Annotated in this window: 15 protein-coding genes; 9 read left to right on the forward strand and 6 right to left on the reverse strand. The window is 64.3% G+C overall.

Translation table 11 applies throughout. From position 1 onward, the window contains the following. Positions 1-32 precede the first annotated feature (32 nt). Positions 33-362, reverse strand: coding sequence for a 3-phosphoglycerate kinase (locus tag AC5QPF_RS23530; protein WP_494960122.1), 330 nt, complete (start codon positions 360-362; stop codon positions 33-35). A 50-nt stretch (positions 363-412) separates the two neighbouring features. Here AC5QPF_RS23530 and AC5QPF_RS23535 point away from each other — a divergent pair, with 50 nt between their 5' ends. From AC5QPF_RS23535 to AC5QPF_RS23550, 4 genes are all read left to right on the forward strand, one after another. Next, positions 413-1,336, forward strand: coding sequence for a PA3225 family LysR-type transcriptional regulator (locus AC5QPF_RS23535; RefSeq protein WP_330075657.1), 924 nt, complete (start codon positions 413-415; stop codon positions 1,334-1,336). Between the two features lie 12 nt (positions 1,337-1,348). Continuing rightward, on the forward strand, positions 1,349-2,164 hold the full coding sequence (locus AC5QPF_RS23540; RefSeq protein WP_494960123.1) for an alpha/beta fold hydrolase: 816 nt from the start codon (positions 1,349-1,351) through the stop codon (positions 2,162-2,164). Further along, entirely contained in the window at positions 2,158-2,715 is a 558-nt protein-coding gene (locus AC5QPF_RS23545; RefSeq protein WP_494960124.1) for a peptidylprolyl isomerase, read from the forward strand. Before AC5QPF_RS23540 ends, AC5QPF_RS23545 begins: the two co-directional genes overlap by 7 nt. Before the next feature lie 61 nt (positions 2,716-2,776). Then, positions 2,777-4,612 carry an ATP-binding cassette domain-containing protein gene (locus tag AC5QPF_RS23550; RefSeq protein ID WP_494960125.1) on the forward strand — a complete coding sequence of 612 codons (1,836 nt, stop codon included), beginning with the start codon at positions 2,777-2,779 and terminating at the stop codon, positions 4,610-4,612. Between the two features lie 27 nt (positions 4,613-4,639). On the opposite strand, the gene AC5QPF_RS23555 is transcribed toward AC5QPF_RS23550, so the two are convergent. The 3 genes from AC5QPF_RS23555 to AC5QPF_RS23565 form a co-directional block, all read right to left on the reverse strand. After that, positions 4,640-5,764 (reverse strand): GNAT family N-acetyltransferase, encoded by a 1,125-nt coding sequence (locus tag AC5QPF_RS23555; RefSeq protein WP_494960126.1) that lies wholly within the window; start codon positions 5,762-5,764, stop codon positions 4,640-4,642. Positions 5,765-5,908: 144 nt separating this feature from the next. Continuing rightward, positions 5,909-7,276 carry a glucarate dehydratase gene (gudD, locus tag AC5QPF_RS23560; protein ID WP_494964239.1) on the reverse strand — a complete coding sequence of 456 codons (1,368 nt, stop codon included), beginning with the start codon at positions 7,274-7,276 and terminating at the stop codon, positions 5,909-5,911. Between the two features lie 2 nt (positions 7,277-7,278). Further along, on the reverse strand, positions 7,279-8,634 hold the full coding sequence (locus AC5QPF_RS23565) for an MFS transporter (protein WP_494960127.1): 1,356 nt from the start codon (positions 8,632-8,634) through the stop codon (positions 7,279-7,281). A 326-nt stretch (positions 8,635-8,960) separates the two neighbouring features. Between AC5QPF_RS23565 and AC5QPF_RS23570 the strand changes: the two genes are divergently transcribed. Both AC5QPF_RS23570 and AC5QPF_RS23575 read left to right on the forward strand, forming a co-directional pair. Continuing rightward, positions 8,961-9,674: an FCD domain-containing protein gene (locus AC5QPF_RS23570; protein WP_494960128.1), complete on the forward strand. Its 714-nt coding sequence runs from the start codon at positions 8,961-8,963 to the stop codon at positions 9,672-9,674. A gap of 369 nt (positions 9,675-10,043) precedes the next feature. Further along, the gene (locus AC5QPF_RS23575) at positions 10,044-11,291 is read left to right on the forward strand and encodes a putative porin (protein WP_494960129.1); all 1,248 of its coding nucleotides are present in this window, start codon (positions 10,044-10,046) and stop codon (positions 11,289-11,291) included. A 152-nt stretch (positions 11,292-11,443) separates the two neighbouring features. On the opposite strand, the gene AC5QPF_RS23580 is transcribed toward AC5QPF_RS23575, so the two are convergent. After that, positions 11,444-12,565, reverse strand: a complete 1,122-nt coding sequence (locus AC5QPF_RS23580) for a beta-ketoacyl-ACP synthase III (protein WP_494960130.1) — start codon at positions 12,563-12,565, stop codon at positions 11,444-11,446. A gap of 194 nt (positions 12,566-12,759) precedes the next feature. After that, entirely contained in the window at positions 12,760-16,671 is a 3,912-nt protein-coding gene (hrpA, locus tag AC5QPF_RS23585; protein ID WP_494960131.1) for an ATP-dependent RNA helicase HrpA, read from the reverse strand. Positions 16,672-16,941: 270 nt separating this feature from the next. Here hrpA and AC5QPF_RS23590 point away from each other — a divergent pair, with 270 nt between their 5' ends. The 3 genes from AC5QPF_RS23590 (at position 16,942) to AC5QPF_RS23600 (ending at position 19,886) form a co-directional block, all read left to right on the forward strand. Continuing rightward, positions 16,942-17,100, forward strand: coding sequence for a hypothetical protein (locus AC5QPF_RS23590; RefSeq protein WP_494960132.1), 159 nt, complete (start codon positions 16,942-16,944; stop codon positions 17,098-17,100). Between the two features lie 79 nt (positions 17,101-17,179). Continuing rightward, positions 17,180-18,544: a glutamine synthetase family protein gene (locus AC5QPF_RS23595; RefSeq protein WP_494960133.1), complete on the forward strand. Its 1,365-nt coding sequence runs from the start codon at positions 17,180-17,182 to the stop codon at positions 18,542-18,544. A 34-nt stretch (positions 18,545-18,578) separates the two neighbouring features. Further along, positions 18,579-19,886, forward strand: a complete 1,308-nt coding sequence (locus tag AC5QPF_RS23600) for an FAD-dependent oxidoreductase (protein WP_494960134.1) — start codon at positions 18,579-18,581, stop codon at positions 19,884-19,886. The last annotated feature ends 7 nt before the right edge of the window (positions 19,887-19,893 follow it).

Consider the following 19,893-nt stretch of genomic DNA (forward strand, 5'->3'; position numbering starts at 1 on the left):
AAAAAGCGTAAAAACTCGGTCAAACCTATCGGTTAATTTGCTTGTTGCCCTTTGCAGTCCACCGCGATGCGCATCTTGATGATCTGCTTGTTGAACGACGCCGTGACATCGCGGCTCGACTTCGCCGGCACATCGACACGCTTCACCCGTGGGGTTTCCGGGCCGTTCTTGAAGGTCACCCGGCACGAGGCGGCGACGTCGCCGTAGTTGTTCAGGGTGATGGTGCTCATGTCGTTGGCGGTGTCGTAGGCAGTGGTATCGAGCTTGACCCCTTCGCCGAGGTCCTTTTTCACCTCGATGGGATAGGCGGCCATCACCGACAACGGCAGCAGGGCCAATAAAGCAACAACATATTTCTTCATGCGGCGCTCTCCTTGAGAAGAGCGCCAGCTTAGGACAACAGGAGCCGAAGATGAAAGCGCCGCGCGTTACCCTGGATCAGTGGCGAACCCTGCAGGCGGTGGTCGACCATGGCGGCTTCGCCCAGGCCGCCGAAGCCCTGCACCGCTCGCAATCCTCGGTGAGCTACACCGTGGCGCGGATGCAGGACCAGTTGGGCGTACCGCTGCTGCGCATCGATGGGCGCAAGGCCGTGCTGACGGATGCAGGCAGCGTGCTGCTGCGCCGTTCGCGGCAACTGGTCAAGCAGGCCAGCCAGCTGGAAGACCTTGCCCACCATATGGAACAAGGCTGGGAAGCCGAGGTGCGCCTGGTGGTGGACGCCGCCTACCCCAACGCCCGCCTGGTCCGCGCCCTCAGTGCTTTCATGCCGCAGAGCCGCGGCTGCCGCGTGCGCCTGCGCGAAGAGGTGCTGTCCGGGGTCGAGGAAGTGCTGCACGAAGGCATCGCCGACCTGGCCATCAGCAGCTTCAGCATCGCCGGCTACCTGGGCGCCGAGCTCAGCGCGGTGGAGTTCGTCGCTGTCGCCCACCCCGAACACCCCCTGCACCGCCTTGGCCGGGTCCTCAACTTCCAGGACCTGGAAAGCCAGTTGCAGGTGGTGATCCGCGACTCCGGCCGCTCGCAGCCCCGCGACGTCGGCTGGCTCGGCGCCGAACAGCGCTGGACCGTGGGCAGTCTGGCCACCGCCGCCACCTTCGTCGGCAGCGGCCTGGGCTTCGCCTGGCTGCCGCGCCACCTGATCGAACGCGAACTGCGCGAAGGCCTGCTCAAGCCGCTGCCGCTGGACCAGGGTGGCAGCCGTCACCCACTGTTCTACCTTTACTCGAACAAGGACAAACCCCTCGGCCCGGCCACGCAGATCCTCATCGAGTTGCTGCGCAACTTCGACACCGCGCCGCTGGACGTGCCGTTCGCCGCCCCGGTCCAAGCCTGACAGGAATCGCCCATGGCCTACTTCGAACATGAAGGTTGCACACTGCACTACGAAGAATACGGCCGGGGCGCCCCCCTGGTGCTGGTCCACGGCCTCGGCTCCAGTTGCCTGGACTGGCAGTACCAGATCCCGGTGCTGGCCGCCGACTATCGCCTGATCCTCCTCGACCTGCGCGGCCACGGCCGCTCCGACAAGCCTCGCGAGCGCTACAGCATTGCCGGCTTCAGCGCCGACCTGATGGCCCTGCTCGAACACCTCAACACCGGCCCGGTGCACTATGTCGGCCTGTCGATGGGCGGCATGGTCGGCTTCCAGTTCGCCGTCGACAACCCCGGCTGGTTGCGCAGCCTGACCATCGTCAACAGTGCGCCGGCAGTGAAAGTGCGCACCCGCGACGACTATTGGCAGTGGGCCAAGCGCTGGACACTGGCCCGGGTCCTGTCCTTGCGCACCATCGGCAAGGGCCTCGCCGCGCGGCTGTTTCCCAAGCCGGAACAGGCCGAGCTGCGCCGCGAGATGGCCGAGCGCTGGGCGAAGAACGACAAACGCGCCTACCTCGCCAGTTTCGACGCGATTGTCAACTGGGGAGTGGAGGAACGCCTGGGGCGGATAGACTGTCCTACCCTGATCATCAGCGCCGATCATGACTACACCCCGGTAGCCCTCAAGGAGCGCTACACCGCCCTGATTCCCGGCGCACGGCTGGCAGTCATCGCCGATTCCCGGCACGCTACGCCCCTGGACCAGCCGCAACAGTTCAACCAGACCCTGCTGCAGTTCCTCGCTGCAGCCTCAACCACCTCTCAAGGATCATTGAGTACATGTTGAAGAAAATCCTCATGGCCGCCTGCTCGGTCGCCTTCGCCACCGGCGTGATGGCCTCGGACAAGACCCCGCACGTCGAGCTGGTCACCAGCTTCGGCAAGATCGAGATCGAACTGAACGCCGAGAAAGCGCCGATCAGCACGAAGAACTTCCTCGACTATGTCGACAGCGGCTTCTACAACAACACTATCTTCCACCGCGTGATCCCGGGCTTCATGGTCCAGGGTGGTGGCTTCACCGACCAGATGGTGCAGAAGAACACCAAGGACCCGATCCGCAACGAAGCCGGCAATGGCCTGCAAAACACCCGCGGTACCCTGTCCATGGCGCGTACTTCCGACCCGAACTCGGCCACCAGCCAGTTCTTCATCAACGTCGCCGACAATGACTTCCTCAACCCGGGTCGCGACCGTGGCTACGCCGTGTTCGGCAAGGTCACCAGCGGCATGGAAGTGGTCGACCAGATCGTCAACTCGCCGACCACCGTCAAGAAAGGCATGCGCGACGTGCCCGCCGATCCGGTCTACATCAAGTCGGCCAAGCGCATCGACTGACCGCCGTGTCACAAGGATGTGACCCGCGGGCGGCGCGCTGCCCTTTCAACAGGAGTGATACATGCTGTTCCGTCGTTTCGAGCAATTGATCGACATCTTCCGCGAGGCGCCCACTGCGGCGCCTCCGTCCCGGGTCCTGCCCTTCTACCTCTACTACCTGCGCCAGGTCTGGCCGAGCTTCGCGGCGCTGATGGTGCTGGGACTGATCGTGGCCCTGATCGAGGTGGCGCTGTTCAGCTACCTGAGCCGGATCATCGACCTGGCCCAGGGTACGCCCAACCTCAACCTGTTCAGCGAACACGCCGGCGAACTCACCTGGATGCTGGTGGTGGCGCTGATTTTGCGACCGCTGTTCGTCGGTCTGCACGACCTGATGGTGCACCAGGCCATCAGTCCGGGCATGACCAGCATGATCCGCTGGCAGAACCATGCCTACGTGCTCAAGCAGAGCCTGAATTTCTTCCAGAGCGACTTCGCCGGGCGCATCGCCCAGCGCATCATGCAGACCGGCAACTCGCTGCGCGATTCGCTGGTGCAGGCCATGGACGCGCTGTGGCACGTGAGCATCTACGCCATCAGTTCCCTGGTGCTGTTCGCCGAGGCCGACTGGCGCCTGATGATCCCGCTGCTGCTGTGGATCGCCAGCTACGTCGTTTGCCTGCGCTACTTCGTGCCGCGGGTGAAGGAGCGTTCGGTAGTGTCTTCGGAGGCGCGCTCCAAGCTGATGGGGCGGATCGTCGACGGCTACACCAACATCGCCACTCTCAAACTGTTCGCCCACACCGATTTCGAGCAGCAGTACGCCCGTGAAGCGATCCGCGAGCAGACCGAAAAAACCCAGCTGGCCAGCCGGGTCATCACCAGCATGGACGTGGTCATCACCAGCCTCAACGGCCTGCTGATCGTCAGCACCACGGGCCTGGCCCTGTGGCTGTGGACCCAGTCGCTGATCAGTGCCGGCGCCATCGCTCTGGCCACCGGACTGGTGATCCGCATCGTCAACATGAGCGGCTGGATCATGTGGGTGGTCAACGGCATCTTCGAGAACATCGGCACGGTGCAGGACGGCCTGGAAAGCATCGCCCAGCCGGTCAGCGTCACCGACAGGCCCAACGCCCCGGACCTCAAGGTGGACCGCGGTGCGGTGCGCTTCGAGAACGTCGACTTCCACTACGGCAAGAGCGGCAGCCGGATCATCAGTGGCCTCGACCTGGATATCCGCCCCGGCGAAAAGATCGGCCTGATCGGGCCGTCCGGTGCCGGCAAGTCGACCCTGGTCAACCTGCTCCTGCGCCTGTACGACCTCGAAGGCGGACGCATCCTCATCGATGGCCAGGACATCGCCCAGGTGACCCAGCAGAGCCTGCGCGGACAGATCGGCATGATTACCCAGGACACCTCGCTGCTGCACCGTTCGATCCGCGACAACCTGCGCTACGGCAAGCCCGACGCCACGGACGAAGAACTGTGGAACGCGGTGTGCCGGGCACGTGCCGAGGAGTTCATCCCGGCCCTGAGCGATGCCCAGGGCCGTACCGGTTTCGATGCCCATGTCGGCGAGCGCGGGGTCAAGCTATCGGGTGGCCAGCGCCAGCGCATCGCCATTGCCCGGGTGCTGCTGAAGAATGCGCCGATCCTGATCATGGACGAGGCGACTTCGGCACTGGATTCGGAAGTCGAGGCGGCGATCCAGGAAAGCCTGGAAACCCTGATGCAGGGCAAGACGGTGATCGCCATCGCCCACCGTCTGTCGACCATCGCGCGGATGGATCGGCTGGTGGTGCTGGAGAAAGGGCGTATCGCCGAGATGGGCAGCCATAGCGAGTTGCTGGCACAGCGCGGGTTGTATGCGCGTTTGTGGCATCACCAGACGGGGGGCTTCGTCGGCGTCGATTGAAATGGGGCCGCTTTGCGGCCCCATGCCTCAGCCCTGTCGATACGGCAATGCCGAACGCGCGTCTTGCGCATAGGCCAACACGCCAAGCCGCTCCTGCCGCAGGAAATCCTCTACCGCCGTGCGCAACCCCGGATGCAGCAGGTAGTGCCACGACCGCGTGATCACCGGTTCGAACCCCCGAATCAGCTTGTGCTCGCCCTGTGCCCCCGCATCGAACCGCTGCAAGCCTTCGGCAATCGCATAGTCCATCCCCTGGTAGAAACAGGTCTCGAAGTGCAGGCGGTCGAACTCCGCCAGGCAGCCCCAGTAACGCCCATAGAAACTGTCGCCCGCCACCAGGCTGAACGCCATCGCCACCTCGCGCCCGCCCTGGATCGCCATCACTACGCGAATCACCTCCGGCATGCGCTCGGCCAGCAGACTGAAGAACTTACGGGTCAGGTAGGGCGCGCGACGACGCACCACATAGGTATTGGCATAGCAGGCGTAAACGAAGTCCCACTGCGCCTCGCTCAGCTCTGCGCCACGATACCAGCGGAACTCGATGCCCTGCCCCGCCACCTGTTCTCGCTCCTTGCGCATCTGCTTGCGCTTGCGCGAACTGAGGGCGTCGAGGAAATCCTGGAAATCCCGGTAACCCGGGTTGCGCCAGTGGAACTGGCAACCGAGGCGCTCCATCCAGCCGTCGCGACCACGCAATAGCGCATCGCTGGCCGGATCGGTGAAGTTCACGTGCAGGCCGGACAGGCCCTGCGCCACCAACGACGTCTCCACCTCGTCCAGCAACTGCGCCAGCGCCTCGGGCTGCCCCAGCAGGCGCGGCCCGCCCACCGGCGAGAACGGCACTGCGCAGAGCAGCTTCGGGTAATAGCGGATACCCGCACGCTCGCAGGCATCGGCCCAGCCGTGATCGAACACGTACTCGCCGAAGGAGTGAGTCTTGCCGTAGGCGGGCATGGCCGCCAGCAGCCTGCCCTGCTGATCGCTCAGCAGGCGGTGGGCTGGCGTCCAGCCGGTATGCGGACTGACGCTGCCGCTGTCTTCCAGGCTGGTGAGGAAGGCATGGCGCAGGAACGGCTGGTCGTCGCCCACCAGGTCGTCCCAGGTGGCGGCGTCGATCGTATTGAGGTGCGGCGGAGTTAGGATTGGCATCGCTGGAGTGTGCCGGGTTGCCGTGAAGAAAAGAAGATTCTCTGCTGATCACGCCCAAACACCTACAGAAAAAAGCCCCGGTTTCCCGGGGCCGTGCTGCCAGGGCGCCTGCCTGCGCCCGTCAGCCAAGACAACTGTCGAACTTCAACGCACCAGGCAAGGCCGCTTGTTATCAAACTGCCAGCCCGGGATCAGGAACTGCATCGCCACGCTGTCGTCCCGCGCCCCCAGGCCCATGTTGCGGTAGCACTCATGAGCCTTGGCCAGTTGCTCCTCGTCCAGCTCGACCCCCAGCCCCGGACGCTCCGGCACCCGCACATGACCGTCGACGATGCGCAGCGGCGCGCGGGTCAGGCGCTGGCCGTCCTGCCAGATCCAGTGGGTGTCGATGGCAGTGATCTCGCCCGGTGCCGCCGCAGCCACCTGGGTGAACATCGCCAGGGAAATGTCGAAATGGTTGTTGGAGTGCGAACCCCAGGTCAGGCCCCAGTCGTTGCACATCTGCGCAACCCGCACCGAGCCCTGCAAGGTCCAGAAATGCGGATCGGCCAGGGGAATGTCCACCGCCTGCGACTGGATCGCGTGGCCCATCTGCCGCCAGTCGGTGGCGATCATGTTGGTGGCGGTGGGCAGGCCGGTGGCGCGGCGGAACTCGGCCATCACCTCGCGACCGGAGTAACCGTCCTCGGCACCACAGGGGTCTTCGGCGTAGGCCAGGACGTGGTGCTGATCGCGGCACAGGGCGATCGCCTGCTGCAGCGACCAGGCGCCGTTGGGATCGAGGGTAATGCGCGCCTCGGGGAAGCGCTCGGCCAGAGCGGTGACCGCTTCGATCTCCTCTTCGCCGCGCAACACGCCACCCTTGAGCTTGAAGTCGTTGAAGCCGTAGCGTGCCTGCGCTGCTTCGGCCAGGCGCACCACTGCCTCGGGCGTCAGGGCCTTTTCGTGACGCAGGCGGAACCAGGCGTCCTCGGCATCGGCTTCGTTGCGATAGGCCAGGTCGGTCTGGCCGCGGTCGCCGATATAGAACAGGTAGCCGAGCATCTTCACCGCGTCCCGTTGCTGGCCCTCGCCCAGCAGCGCCGCCATGGGCACGCCCAGGTGCTGGCCGAGCAGGTCAAGCAGGGCCGACTCGACGGCAGTCACGGCGTGCACGGTGATGCGCAGGTCGAAGGTCTGCAGGCCGCGCCCGCCGGCGTCGCGCCCGGCGAAGGTCTGGCGCATGGCGTTAAGCACGCGCTGGTAGTGACCGATGGGCTGGCCGAGCAGCAGGTTGCGGGCGTCTTCCAGGGTCTGGCGGATCTTCTCGCCGCCAGGGACTTCGCCCAGCCCGGTATTGCCAGCGCTGTCCCGCAGGATCACCACGTTGCGGGTGAAGAACGGGCCATGAGCGCCGCTGAGATTGAGCAGCATGCTGTCGTGGCCGGCCACCGGGACGACCCGCAGGTCGGTGACTACGGGGGTATCACCATGGGCCTGGGGAGAACCGGGAGTTTGCGGGGTGCTGTGCATGTTCATGATTTCTGTCCTGCAGGGTTCAAAGGGCTTGCTGCTTGAATGCGGGTGACTTCATCACGGGGCCGGGTGCGCACGAAGAACACCAGGATCGCCGCCAGTACCGAGGTCACGGCCAGGCCGTAGAGACCGCCCTGGATCGAGCCGGTCTGCTGCTCCAGCAGGCCGAAGGTGGTCGGCGCGACGAAGCCGCCGAGGTTGCCTACCGAGTTGATCAGGGCGATCACCGCTGCGGCGATGCGCGCATCCAGGTAGCCCTGGGGGATCGGCCAGAACAGCGACGAGGCCGACTTGAAGCCGATGGCGGCGAAACACACTGCGACGAAGGCGAACACCGGCCCGCCAGTGGTGGACATGAACATTCCCAGGGCGGCGATCAGCAGCGCCCCGGCAACCCAGGCCTGCTGGAACTTCCAGCGCGCGGAGCCGGCGGCGAAGGCGTACATGGCGATGATCGAGATCAACCAGGGAATCGAGTTGAAGAAGCCGACCTGCAGATCGGACAGGTCGCCCATGCGCTTGATGATGCTCGGCAGCCAGAAGGTCGCCGCGTAGATGGTCAACTGGATGCAGAAGTAGATCAGACAGAACAGCAGGATCTGCCGGTCCTTGAGCAGCGACCACGCCGATGGCCTGGCCGTGCCTTGCACTTCGCGCTCGCGTTGCTCGCGGTCGATGGTCTCCACCAGCGCATCCTGCTCCTCGCGGCTTAGCCACTTGGCGTCATGGGGTTTCGAATCGAGCCAGAACCAGACCGCGAAGCACAGCAGCACCGAAACCATACCCTCGACGAACAGCATCCACTGCCAGCCGTGCATGCCCAGGCCCTGGATCTGCATCAGGGCCCCGGCCAGCGGCCCGGAGATCAGCGAAGCGACCGCCGACCCGCTGAGGAAGATAGCGATGGCCTTGCCCCGCTCCACCGCCGGCAGCCAGCGGGTGAAGTAGTAGATCACCCCGGGGAAGAACCCGGCCTCGGCGACGCCGAGAAGAAAGCGCAGGACGTAGAACTGGGTCTCGTTCTGCACGAAGGCCATGGCGGTGGCCACCAGGCCCCAGGTGAACATGATGCGGGTCAGCCAGAGCCGCGCGCCGACGCGCTGAAGGAGCATGTTGGAGGGCACTTCGAACAGGGCGTAGCCGATGAAGAAAAGGCCTGCGCCGAAACCGTAGGCGGCGGCACTGATGCCCAGGTCGCTTTCCAGGTGCGGGCGGACGAAGCCGATGTTGACGCGGTCCAGGTAGTTGACGATGAACATGATGACGAACAGCGGCAGGACATGACGCTTGACCTTGCTCACGGCGCTCGCCAACACGTCGCCGTGCCGGATGGACGGATCGAGGGTGCGGTTCACTGGGGAATCTCCCACTAATTGTTTTTGTGCGGGTCGATGGATGTCGTGGCGGGGGCAGTCCGCCTGGTTGTATGACATGCCAGTGGAAAAAGCATATGTGCTTCGATGTTGTACGACAAGAACACGAACAGCTTTAAAAAAACAAAATACAAGCGGTTAAACAGCAAAAATTCGGCGAAATAACCGCCAAAAAGAAAATACTGGCGGAATGAAAGCGGCAATTCGACAAGAAAAAAAGTTGAAAATATTTACTTGTCGTACAAGTATTGCCGTTTATACACGTTCATTGCCCGCCAACTTGTACGACCACCTCAGGAAAGCCACCGATGCCCTCGCCCGAGCTGCCGGAATCCACGCGCAAACGCGGTCACAGCCGCACCCACGACCTGGTCTCCAGCCTCACTCGGCAGATCCTGCTGGGTACCTTCAAGCCCGGTGACAAGCTGCCCTCGGAAAACACCCTGGTCCGCGAGCACGGGGTCAGCCGCACGGTGGTCCGCGAGGCCCTGTCGAAACTGCAGGCGTCCGGGCTGGTGGAGCCGCGCCATGGCATCGGCAGCTTCGTCATCGAGCGTCAGGCACAGGCGCAGCTGCGGGTCGGAGCCGAGAGCGCGGCCAGCGTGCGTGACCTGCTGGAGCTGCGCATCGGCCTGGAAGGACAGGCCGCCGCCCTCGCCGCCGTGCGCCGCGACGACAGGCATCTGGCGCGCATGCGTCAGGCGCTGGACGACTACCAGGACCTGGCGGCAGCCGGCGACAGTTGCATCGAGGCCGACCGGCGTTTCCACCTGCTGATCGCCGAGGCCACCGGCAACCTGTATTTCAGCGAGATGCTGGGGCAACTGGGCAGCGGCATGATTCCACGCAACCGCATGGCCGAGGAGGAACGCTCGGGGGCGAAACTGGCTCGCCACGCCTACCTGGCCAACCTTGAACACGAGGCGATCCTTAACGCCATCCGCCGCCAGGACCCGGATGCTGCGCGCGCCGCAATTTGCCTGCACCTGTCCAATAGCCGCGATCGTCTGCTTCCGGACTGAAAACGCAGGTAGAAAAGATTCTTCACAGGATTTTGTTTGGGGGGAGTACGGGGTGGACTAGCAACCGGCATCGCGGTGCTTAGTCAGTAAAGAAGGTGACGCGACCGACCCTTCGGGACTTCACGGCGGGCCCATTTTGCCGAATCCAGCCAATCGAATCACCCAACTGACTGATTTTCCAGAGAACCCTCGATTTTCAAGTAGTTAACAAGACCGCCATCATTTAGACATTATTTTGTCATTTTCCCTCGCAATACTTGCGCCTGTTTTACGGAACCCTAGAACCTGTCTATTCAGGCCCTTTCCGAAGACATGCCAACACAGGGGCGGGCGCAGAGCCACCCCATCTTTTTCAGTAGGGAGAACCTTATGCGTCTTGTTTCTACACTTACCGGAGCGGGCATCGCCAGTCTGGCATTCGCTCTCAGCACTCCGGCCAGTGCCGCCGTCGACGCCAAACTGCTCGAGATGCTGCGTGCCAACGGTTCGATCAACCAGGCCCAGTACAACGAGCTGCAAGGCGACCTGGCTAAGGAAACCAAGGAAAAGGCCGACCAGAAAGCTCAGTCCGACCGGATGAGTTCTTTTGAACAGAAAGTGGCATGGGCCGCCAAGACTCAGGTTAAAGGCGATGTGCGTCTGCGCTACGAAGACGTCAATGTCGACAACCCGAACGCCAGCAGCGGCAACCAGGACCGCCAGCGCATCCGTGCTCGCGTTGGCTTCTACAGCGAAATCAACCCGCAAGTCGATGCTGGCGTGCGCATTGCCACCGGTAGCAGCGCCGACCGCCGTTCGACCAACCAGAGCCTCGACGGCTACTTCGACAAGAAGTCCCTGTGGCTGGACCAGGCCTACCTCGACTGGCACCCGACCGCCATCCCTAACCTGCACCTGATCGGCGGCAAGATGGCCCAGCCTTGGGTCAGCATGGGCGACATCATCTGGGATAGCGACATCAACCCTGAAGGTGTGGCAGCGACCTACAAGATGAATCTCGGCGCCGCCGAAGTCTTCGGCAGCGCCGGCCAGTACACCCTGAAGGACAACGTCGACGGCGACGGCGTCCAGTACAAGCACGACGCGCAGCTGTACCACGCTCAGTTGGGTACCAAGTTCGCTCCGGCCGACACCGTGAAAGTCACCGTCGGTGCGAGCATCTACGGCTACGACAATGACAAGCCGTCCGCCCTGCTGCGTTCGCTGGGTAACACCACCGACGAATTCAACCTGGTGGAAGGCTTCGGTCAGATCGATCTGACGGGTCTGGCGATCCCACTGTCGGCTTACGGTCAGTACGTGAAGAACACCGACAGCACCGACGGCAAGGACAAGGCCTGGCTGGCTGGTCTGAAGACCAAGATCGGCGCCTGGAGCCTGGACTACAACTACCGCGACGTGCAACGCAACGCTGTGGTCAGCCTGTTCACCGACTCCGACTTCGGCAACGGCTTCACCGGCTCCCACGGTCACAAGTTCAAGGTCGGTTACGAAATCGACAAGAACTTCTCTCTGGGCGCGGCTTACCTGATGGCCAAGACCGACTACTCGCAGTTGCCTGCCAACAACGATGCTGACGTAGACACCCTGCAAGTGGATCTGGAAGCCAAGTTCTAATCCACGCTGCTTTACCCAAAAGGCGGGAAATGCTGACCCCATCCAGCATTTCCCGCCTTTTTTGTTTCTACGCAGAGCACAGTTGCAAAAACAACGCGGCCCTTGTGGGAGCGGGTTTACCCGCTCCCACAAGGGCCGCGTCGCTTGAAGGATCAGCGTTTACGCAAGATCACACTGCCGATCGAGTAACCCGCACCGAACGAACTGAGCACGCCCAGCGAACCCTTGGCCAAATCGTCCTGATAGCTGTGCAGCGCAATCACCGAACCCGCCGAACTGGTGTTGGCGTAACGATCGAGAATCACCGGCGCCTCTTCTTCCAGGGCATCGCGCCCCAGCAGCTTCTTGACGATCAGGTGGTTCATGCTCAGGTTGGCCTGGTGCAGCCAGAAGCGCTTCACGTCGCTGACGTTGAGATTGTTTTCAGAAAGGTGCTGACCGATCAGCTCGGCGACCATCGGGCAGACCTCGCGGAATACCTTGCGGCCTTCCTGGACGAACAGCTTGTCCGGCGTGTTGGCGCTCTCCTCCGCCGCGCGGTTGAGGAAGCCGAAGTTGTTGCGGATGTTGTTGGAGAACTGGGTCAGCAGCCTGGTGCTGACGATGTCGAACTGATGCGCGGAAGTGGCCAGGTCGGCACGCTCCACCAGCACTGCGGTGGCCGCGTCGCCGAAGATGAAGTGGCTGTCGCGGTCACGGAAGTTGAGGTGACCGGTGCAGATCTCCGGGCTCACCACCAGTACCGAACGGGCCTGGCCCAGTTGCACGCTGTTGCTGGCAACCTGGATGCCGAAGGTCGCCGAGGAGCAGGCGACGTTCATGTCGAAGCCGAAGCCGTTGATGCCCAGGGCCTGCTGCACTTCGATGGCGATCGCCGGGTACGGTCGCTGCAGGTTGGAGCAGGCGACGATCACCGCGTCGACATCGGCGGCGGTGCGCCCGGCACGTTGCAGGGCCTGCTCGGCAGCGGCTACGGCCATCTGGCAGAGGATCGACGGCTCGTCGTTGCTGCGCTCCGGCAGGCGCGGCTTCATGCGTTGCGGGTCGAGGATGCCGGCCTTGTCCATGACATAGCGGCTCTTGATGCCGGAGGCCTTCTCGATGAAGGCAGCGCTGGACTCGGCCAGGGCCTGGACCTCGCCGCGCTCGATGGCCGCGGCGTTGTCGGCGTTGAACTGGCCGACGAAGGTGTTGAAGGATTCCACCAGCTCTTCGTTGGAAATACTGTTGGCCGGGGTGTACAGGCCGGTGCCGCTGATGACGACGTTGTGCACGGTCGTTCCTCTGTTCGGGGCCGTGGCCAGGCGGGCAACGACCGGGTCGGTTCGGTGAGCTGGCACCAAGGTACCAACTCGTGCAGGCAATGAGCCCCGATCATACGGGGCATTGCCGGGTGTTTGTCACCACAGCCCGGGGAATTCCCCCAGGGCCACGGAAAATATCGCCAAGTGTGCCACAACCGCGCCAGTCAGGCGTCCACCTGACTCCATTGTTTGCTCAGGCGCTTGTCGGAAATCGGCACCTTGGTCCCCAGTTGCTGGGCGAACAGCGACACGCGGTATTCCTCCAGCCACCAGCGGTAGAGCTGCAGTTGCTCATCGCGCTTGCCTTCCTGGGCGTGCTTGTCGGCGCGAGCCTTGTACTGCGCCCAGCAGTTGTTCAGCTCGCCGCTCCAGACCCGGTCCTTCTGCACCTGGGCGCCGAGTTTTTCCAGGCGCAGTTCCACCGCCTTCAGGTAGCGCGGCAGCTCCTTGAGCCAGATGCCCGGGGTTTCCCGCACGAAGCCGGGATAGACCAGATTGCCCACCTGCTGCTTGATATCGTTGAGCGCCACCGCCTGGGCCAGGTCGATCTTGCCCTTGAAGCGCTTCTGCAGACCGTGCCACAGCTTGAGGATCTCCAGCACCAGGCGCGCCAGGCGCTCGGCGTGGTCGGTCCAGTCGCCACGCTTGCGCTCGGCCAGCGAGGCCAGGGCCGCGCCGTCCCGGGGCAAGGTGCTTTCGCCTTCGAGCACGCAACTGTCGAGGCTGGCCAGGAGGATATCCTCCACCAGCGCGTCGACCCGGCCCAGCTCGCGATAGAGCAGGCCCAGCTCGGTCAGCCCCGGCAGCTTGCCGCGCAGGAACTTCGCCGGTTCTGCCAGCTGTTGCAGCAGCAGGCGCTGCAGCGCGCGGCGGTGCTGGAAGGTGGCCTCGGCCTGGGTCGAGAACCGTCCTTCCTTGACCGTGCCGCCCTCCTCCACCAGCGCCGGGTAGACCGTCATCGACAGCCCGGCGATCTTCTGCTGGGCAGTCTGCTCGACCTTGCCGAAGCCCTTGGCTTCCACCGGTTTCTGGGTCTTTTCCGACTGCGGCACGGCCAGCGCCGCCTGGCTGGCGGCGGCGAAGCGCGCGGTCAGCTCGGCTAGGTCGCGGCCTTCGCCAAGGAACTTGCCCTGGCCGTCGACCACTTCGATATTCATCTTCAGGTGGTTTTCCACCTGGTCCGCCGCTTCGGCCCAGGCCTCGTCGCTGACCCGCGCACCGGTCATGCGCAGCAATTCGCGGCCCAGCGCCTGGGGCAGCGAGCCGTCGGCGAAGGTCATGCGCGCCAGTGCCGCCTTGACGAAGTCCGGCACCGGCACGAAGTTCTTGCGCAGGGCCTTGGGCAGGTTGCGCACCAAGGCGATGCACTTGGCCTCCAGCAGACCCGGCACCAGCCATTCCAGGCGCTCACCCGGCAGGCTCGGCAGCAGCGGCGCCGGCACCCGCACGGTGACGCCATCGCGTGGATGATTGGGTTCGAAATGGTAGGTCAGCGACAGCTTCAGGTCGCCCAGGCGCAGCGTATCCGGATACTGCGCGGCGGTGACTTCGCTGGCCTCGCGGGCCAGCACGTCCTCGGCACGCATGATCAGCAGGTTCGGGTCCTTCTGGCTGTTGACCCGGTACCAGCTGTCGAAGGTGGCGGTCTGGTGGATTTCCGCCGGCAGCCGTTCCTCGTAGAAGCCGTAGAGGGTCTCCTCGTCAGCAAGGATGTCGCGACGACGGGCCTTGGCCTCCAGTTCGTCGAGTTCTTCCAGCAGTTTTTTGTTGGCCGCCAGACAGCGCGCCCGGGAGTTGATCTCGCCGCGCACCAGACCTTCGCGGATGAACAGCTCGCGGGAGACCTGCGGGTCGATCGGCCCGTAATGCACCGGACGCCGGCCGACCACGATCAGGCCGTACAGGGTCACCTGCTCGAAAGCCACCACCTGGCCGCGCTTCTTCTCCCAGTGCGGCTCGAAGTGGTTCTTCTTCAGCAGGTGCCCGGCCAGCGGTTCGATCCAATCGGAATCGATCTTGGCCACCATGCGCGCGTAGAGCTTGGTGGTTTCCACCAGTTCGGCGGTCATGATCCATTGCGGGCGCTTCTTGCCGATGCCGGACGAAGGGTGCACCCAGAAACGCCGCTGGCGGGCACCGAGGTAGTCGCCGTCCTCGGTCTTCTGGCCGATCTGGCTGAGCAGGCCGGAGAGGATCGCCTTATGCAGCCGCGGGAAGTCCGCCGGCTCCTTGTTGACGCTCAGTTGCAGATCGCGGCAGATCAGCCCGAGCTGGCGATGGGCATCGCGCCATTCACGCAGGCGCAGGTAGTTGAGGAAGTTCTTGCGGCACCAGTTACGCAGCGGGCTGGAGGTGAGTTCCTGGCGCTGCTCCTCGAAACCGCGCCACAGGTTGACCAGCGCGGCGAAGTCGGAATCGGCGTCCTTCCATTGCGCGTGGGCTTGGTCGGCGGCCTGCTGGCGCTCCGGCGGCCGCTCGCGAGGGTCCTGCACGGACAGGGCGCTGGCGACGATCAGCACTTCCTGAAGGCTGCCCTGCTTCGCGCCTTCGAGCAGCATGCGGCCGAGGCGAGGGTCCACCGGCAGGCGCGCCAACTGGCGTCCCAGCGGGGTCAACTGGTTCTCGCGGTTGACCGCGGAGAGTTCCTGCAACAGGTTGAAACCGTCGCTGATGGCCTTGCCATCCGGCGGTTCGATAAACGGGAAGGCATCGATGGCGCCGAGGCGCAGATGGAGCATCTGCAGGATCACCGCCGCGAGGTTGGTACGCAGGATCTCGGGGTCGGTGAAGGCCGGCCGCGCATTGAAGTCCTCTTCGCTGTACAGGCGCACGCAGATGCCCGGCTCGACCCGGCCGCAACGCCCCTTGCGCTGGTTGGCGCTGGCCTGGGACACCGCCTCGATCGGCAGGCGCTGGACCTTGGCGCGGTAGCTGTAGCGGCTGATGCGCGCGGTGCCGCTGTCGATCACGTAACGGATGCCCGGCACGGTCAGCGATGTCTCGGCGACGTTGGTCGCCAGTACCACGCGACGGCCCGGATGAGACTGGAAGATACGCTGCTGCTCGGCCGGCGACAGGCGCGCGTACAGCGGCAGGATCTCGGTGTGGCGCAACTGCGCCTTGCGCAGCACCTCGGCGGCATCGCGGATCTCGCGCTCACCGGGAAGGAACACCAGCACGTCGCCCGGGCCCTTGCCGACACTGCGTTCGTGGGCGGCGATCTCGTCGAGGGTGGCGAGGATCGCCTGGTCGACGCTGAGATCCTCCTCGACCCGGTTGCCCTCCTCGTCCTGCTCGCTGGTGAGCGGCCGGTACCAGGTTTCCACCGGGTAGGTACGCCCGGAGACCTCGATGATCGGCGCGTCGTCGAAGTGCTTGGAGAAGCGTTCCAGGTCGATGGTCGCCGAGGTGATGATCACCTTGAGGTCGGGGCGGCGCGGCAGCAGGGTCTTCAGATAGCCCAGCAGGAAGTCGATGTTGAGGCTGCGTTCGTGGGCTTCGTCGACGATGATGGTGTCGTAGCGTTCGAGGAAGCGGTCGTGCTGGGTTTCCGCCAGGAGGATGCCGTCGGTCATCAGCTTGACCAGGGTGTTGGCGTCGCTCTGGTCCTCGAAGCGCACCTGATAGCCGACCAGCGCGCCCAGCGGCGTGCCCAGTTCCTCGGCGACCCGGCTGGCGACGCTGCGCGCGGCGATACGGCGGGGCTGGGTATGGGCGATCAGACCGAACTGGCCGCGGCCCAGTTCCAGGCAGATCTTCGGCAACTGGGTGGTTTTGCCCGAGCCGGTCTCGCCGGCAATGATCACCACCTGGTTTTCCGCCACCAGCTTCTTGATCTCGTCGCGCTTGGCGGCGATCGGCAGGCTGTCGTCGTAGCGGATGGCGGGCACGCTGGCCTTGCGCGCGGCGGCCTGGTCGCAGGACGCCTGGACCCGCTCGGCCCATTGGGCCAGCTTGGTCTCGTCAGGACGCTTGCGCAGTTCGTGCAGTTGCCGGCGCAGGCGGTGGCGCTCGGCAGACATGGCGTGATCGAGGTTTTTCAGCAGTTGCCCGATGGCGGCGTTCTGGTCAGTCATGGATTCTTTAGCGTACGCAGGTCAGCCCTGCGGGGACGTGATCGACTTTGGAATAGCCGGTGATTGTCGCAGATTACGGGCGGTTAGGCACCGCGGACCCTGTGGGAGCGGGTTCACCCGCGATGACGGCAGTGAATTCACCATCGCAATCGCGGGTGAACCCGCTCCCACAGGGTCCGCATCATGCTTTTCGATTGTTTAGCAAACTGTTGACTGAAGTTACACAAACACCAATTTAATAACCCTTCGCCAGCATGGGAGTATCAAGGCATGTCTCTGCCCACCAGCACGCCCCGCCCCCACCAAGCCCCTTCGTTCCCGAAGGTACGGGCTCGCCGTGGCGAAAACCCGCTGGTGCACATCATCCTCGCCTTCTGGGCCCTGTGGCATTGCCGTCACGCCCGCCCACCAGATACCGCCCTCGCCTGACCGATAACCCTGGCCGTGCTTTTGCATCGGCCGCCTTGTCGATTTCCAGCGCGCCGTCACGGCGCAAGCGAGAGCACCCATGCACTTTGCCCCCCTCGAGCAGGCCCGCGCGTTCCTGGCCGCCAATCCCGATATCGAAATGATCGAGCTGTTCATCCTCGACGCCAACGGCGTGCCTCGCGGCAAGCTGCTGCATCGCGAAGAACTGCTGGCGGTCTATGAAAGCGGCCGACCGCTGCCGAGCACCATCCTCGGCCTGACCTTGCACGGTGAGGACGTGGAGAACTCCGGTCTGGTCTGGGATGTCGGCGATATCGACTGCCGCGCCTACCCGCTGGTGGGCAGCCTGGTGCGCCTGCCGTGGCGGCAGATCCCCACCGCAGCGGTGCAGGTCAGCATGCACCCGGAGGAAGGCATGCCCGCCGCCATCGCCGATCCGCGCCACGTCCTGCTGCAAGTGATCGAAGCGCTCAAGGCCGACGGCTATCACCCGGTGATGGCCTGCGAACTGGAGTTCTACCTGCTCGACCAGCAGTGCGACAGCCAGGGCCGACCGCAGCCGGCGCTGGACGCCGACGGCGGGCGACCGCGAAGTACGCAGGTCTATGGCCTGCGCGAACTGGAACAGATCGAACCCTTCCTCGCCGACCTCTACGCCGCCTGCAAGGCCCAAGGCATACCGGCGCGCACGGCGATTTCCGAGTACGCCCCGGGCCAGGTGGAAATCACCCTGGAGCACGGCGATGCCCTGCTGGCGATGGACCAGGCGGTACGCTACAAGCGCATCGTCAAGGGTGTCGCACACCGTCATGGCATGCAGGCCTGCTTCATGGCCAAACCCTTCGACCACCTCGCGGGCACCGGCATGCACATGCATGTCAGCCTCAACGATGGAGCCGGGCATAACCTGTTCGCCAGCGATGACCCGGCCGGCACGCCACTGCTGCGCCAGGCAGTGGGCGGCATGCTGCGTTCTCTGCTGGACTCGCTGCTGCTGTTCTGCCCCAACGCCAACTCCTACCGACGCTTCCAGGCCAACAGCTACGCGCCGCTGGCACCGACCTGGGGCGTCGACAACCGCACCGTCAGCCTGCGCGTACCCGGCGGCCCGGCGCCGACCCGGCATATCGAGCACCGCATCTGCGGCGCCGATGCCAACCCTTACCTGGCGGCAGCGGCGATCCTCGCCGGCATCCATCGCGGCCTGCGCGAGCAGCTCGATCCCGGCGCCCCTGTGGAGGGCAACGGTTATGCGCAGGCCACCGAACGCCTGCCAACCGACTGGCTCACCTCATTGCAAGCTCTGGAACAGTCCGCCTGGGCCCGCGATGCCCTGGGCGCCGACTTCCTCGGCGTCTACCTCGCGGTCAAACGGGCCGAATACCGTCAGTTCATGGCCGAAGTCGGCGAACAGGACTGGCGCTGGTACCTGACCCAGGCCTGACCCGCACCTTTTTCTTTTACAAGGATTCCGCTTCATGAATGCAGCCGTCACTCCGGGTGCCGCACAGCGCGCCGCCTCTTACTACAGCGCCACCCTTAACGACCAGACCCACTACCCGACCCTGCAAGGCACGGTGGAAGTGGACGTGGTGATCATCGGCGGTGGCTTCACCGGCGTCGCCAGTGCCGTGGAACTGGCCGAGCGTGGCCTGAAAGTGGCCATCGTCGAGACCAACCGCATCGGCTGGGGCGCCAGCGGGCGCAACGGTGGCCAGGTCACTGGCAGCCTGTCCGGCGACGAGGCCATGCGCAAGCAGATGCGCGACCGCCTCGGCGATGATGTCGACGATTTCATCTGGCACCTGCGCTTCCGCGGCCACCAGATCATCGAGCAACGGGTACAGCGTTACGGCATCGACTGCGACCTCAAGCGCGGCCACCTGCACGCGGCGATGAAGCCGTCGCACATGAACGAGCTGGAAGGGTTCGCAGCAGAGGCGCAACGGCGCGGCATGGGCGACCAGGTCGAATTGCTCGACCGCGAAGGCGTCCGCGCCCACCTGGATTCACCTCTCTATCTCGGTGCTCTGAAGAACACCCGAAACCTGCACCTGCACCCGCTCAACCTGTGCCTGGGCGAGGCGCGCGCGGCCCACGGGCTGGGTGCGTTGATCTTCGAGAATTCCCAGGTGCTGGAGATCGTCCACGGCCCGCGCCCGGCGGTAGTCACCGCGCAGGGACGGATCGAGGCGAAGCAAGTGATGCTGGCCGGCGATGTTTATCACAAGCTTGAACCCGGTCAGCTCAAGGGCAAGATCTTCCCGGCCATGGGCGGCATCGTCACCACCGCGCCGCTGGGCGACCTCGCCCGCCAGCTCAATCCTCAGGATCTGGCGGTGTACGACTGCCGCTTCGTCCTCGACTACTACCGCATGACCGCCGACGGGCGCCTGCTATTCGGCGGTGGCGCCAACTATTCCGGGCGGGATTCGCGGGATATCGCCGGCGAACTGCGGCCGTGCATCGAGCGCACCTTCCCGGCGCTGAAAGGCGTGCCGATCGAGTTCCAGTGGAGTTGTGCCATGGGCATCGTGGTCAACCGCATTCCGCAGTTGGGCAAGCTGTCGGAGAACGTCTGGTACTGCCAGGGCTATTCCGGGCATGGCATCGCCACCAGCCATATCATGGGCGAGATCATGGCCGAGGCGATCACGGGGACGCTGGAGAAATTCGATACCTTCGCCGGCTGCTCGCATATTCGCGTGCCGATGGGAGATCTGCTGGGGAATCCGCTGTTGGCGGCGGGGATGTGGTACTACCAGATGCTAGAAAAATTGCGCTGATCTTCAG

The sequence above is a fragment of the Pseudomonas sp. Con_6 genome (genome assembly GCF_059379395.1).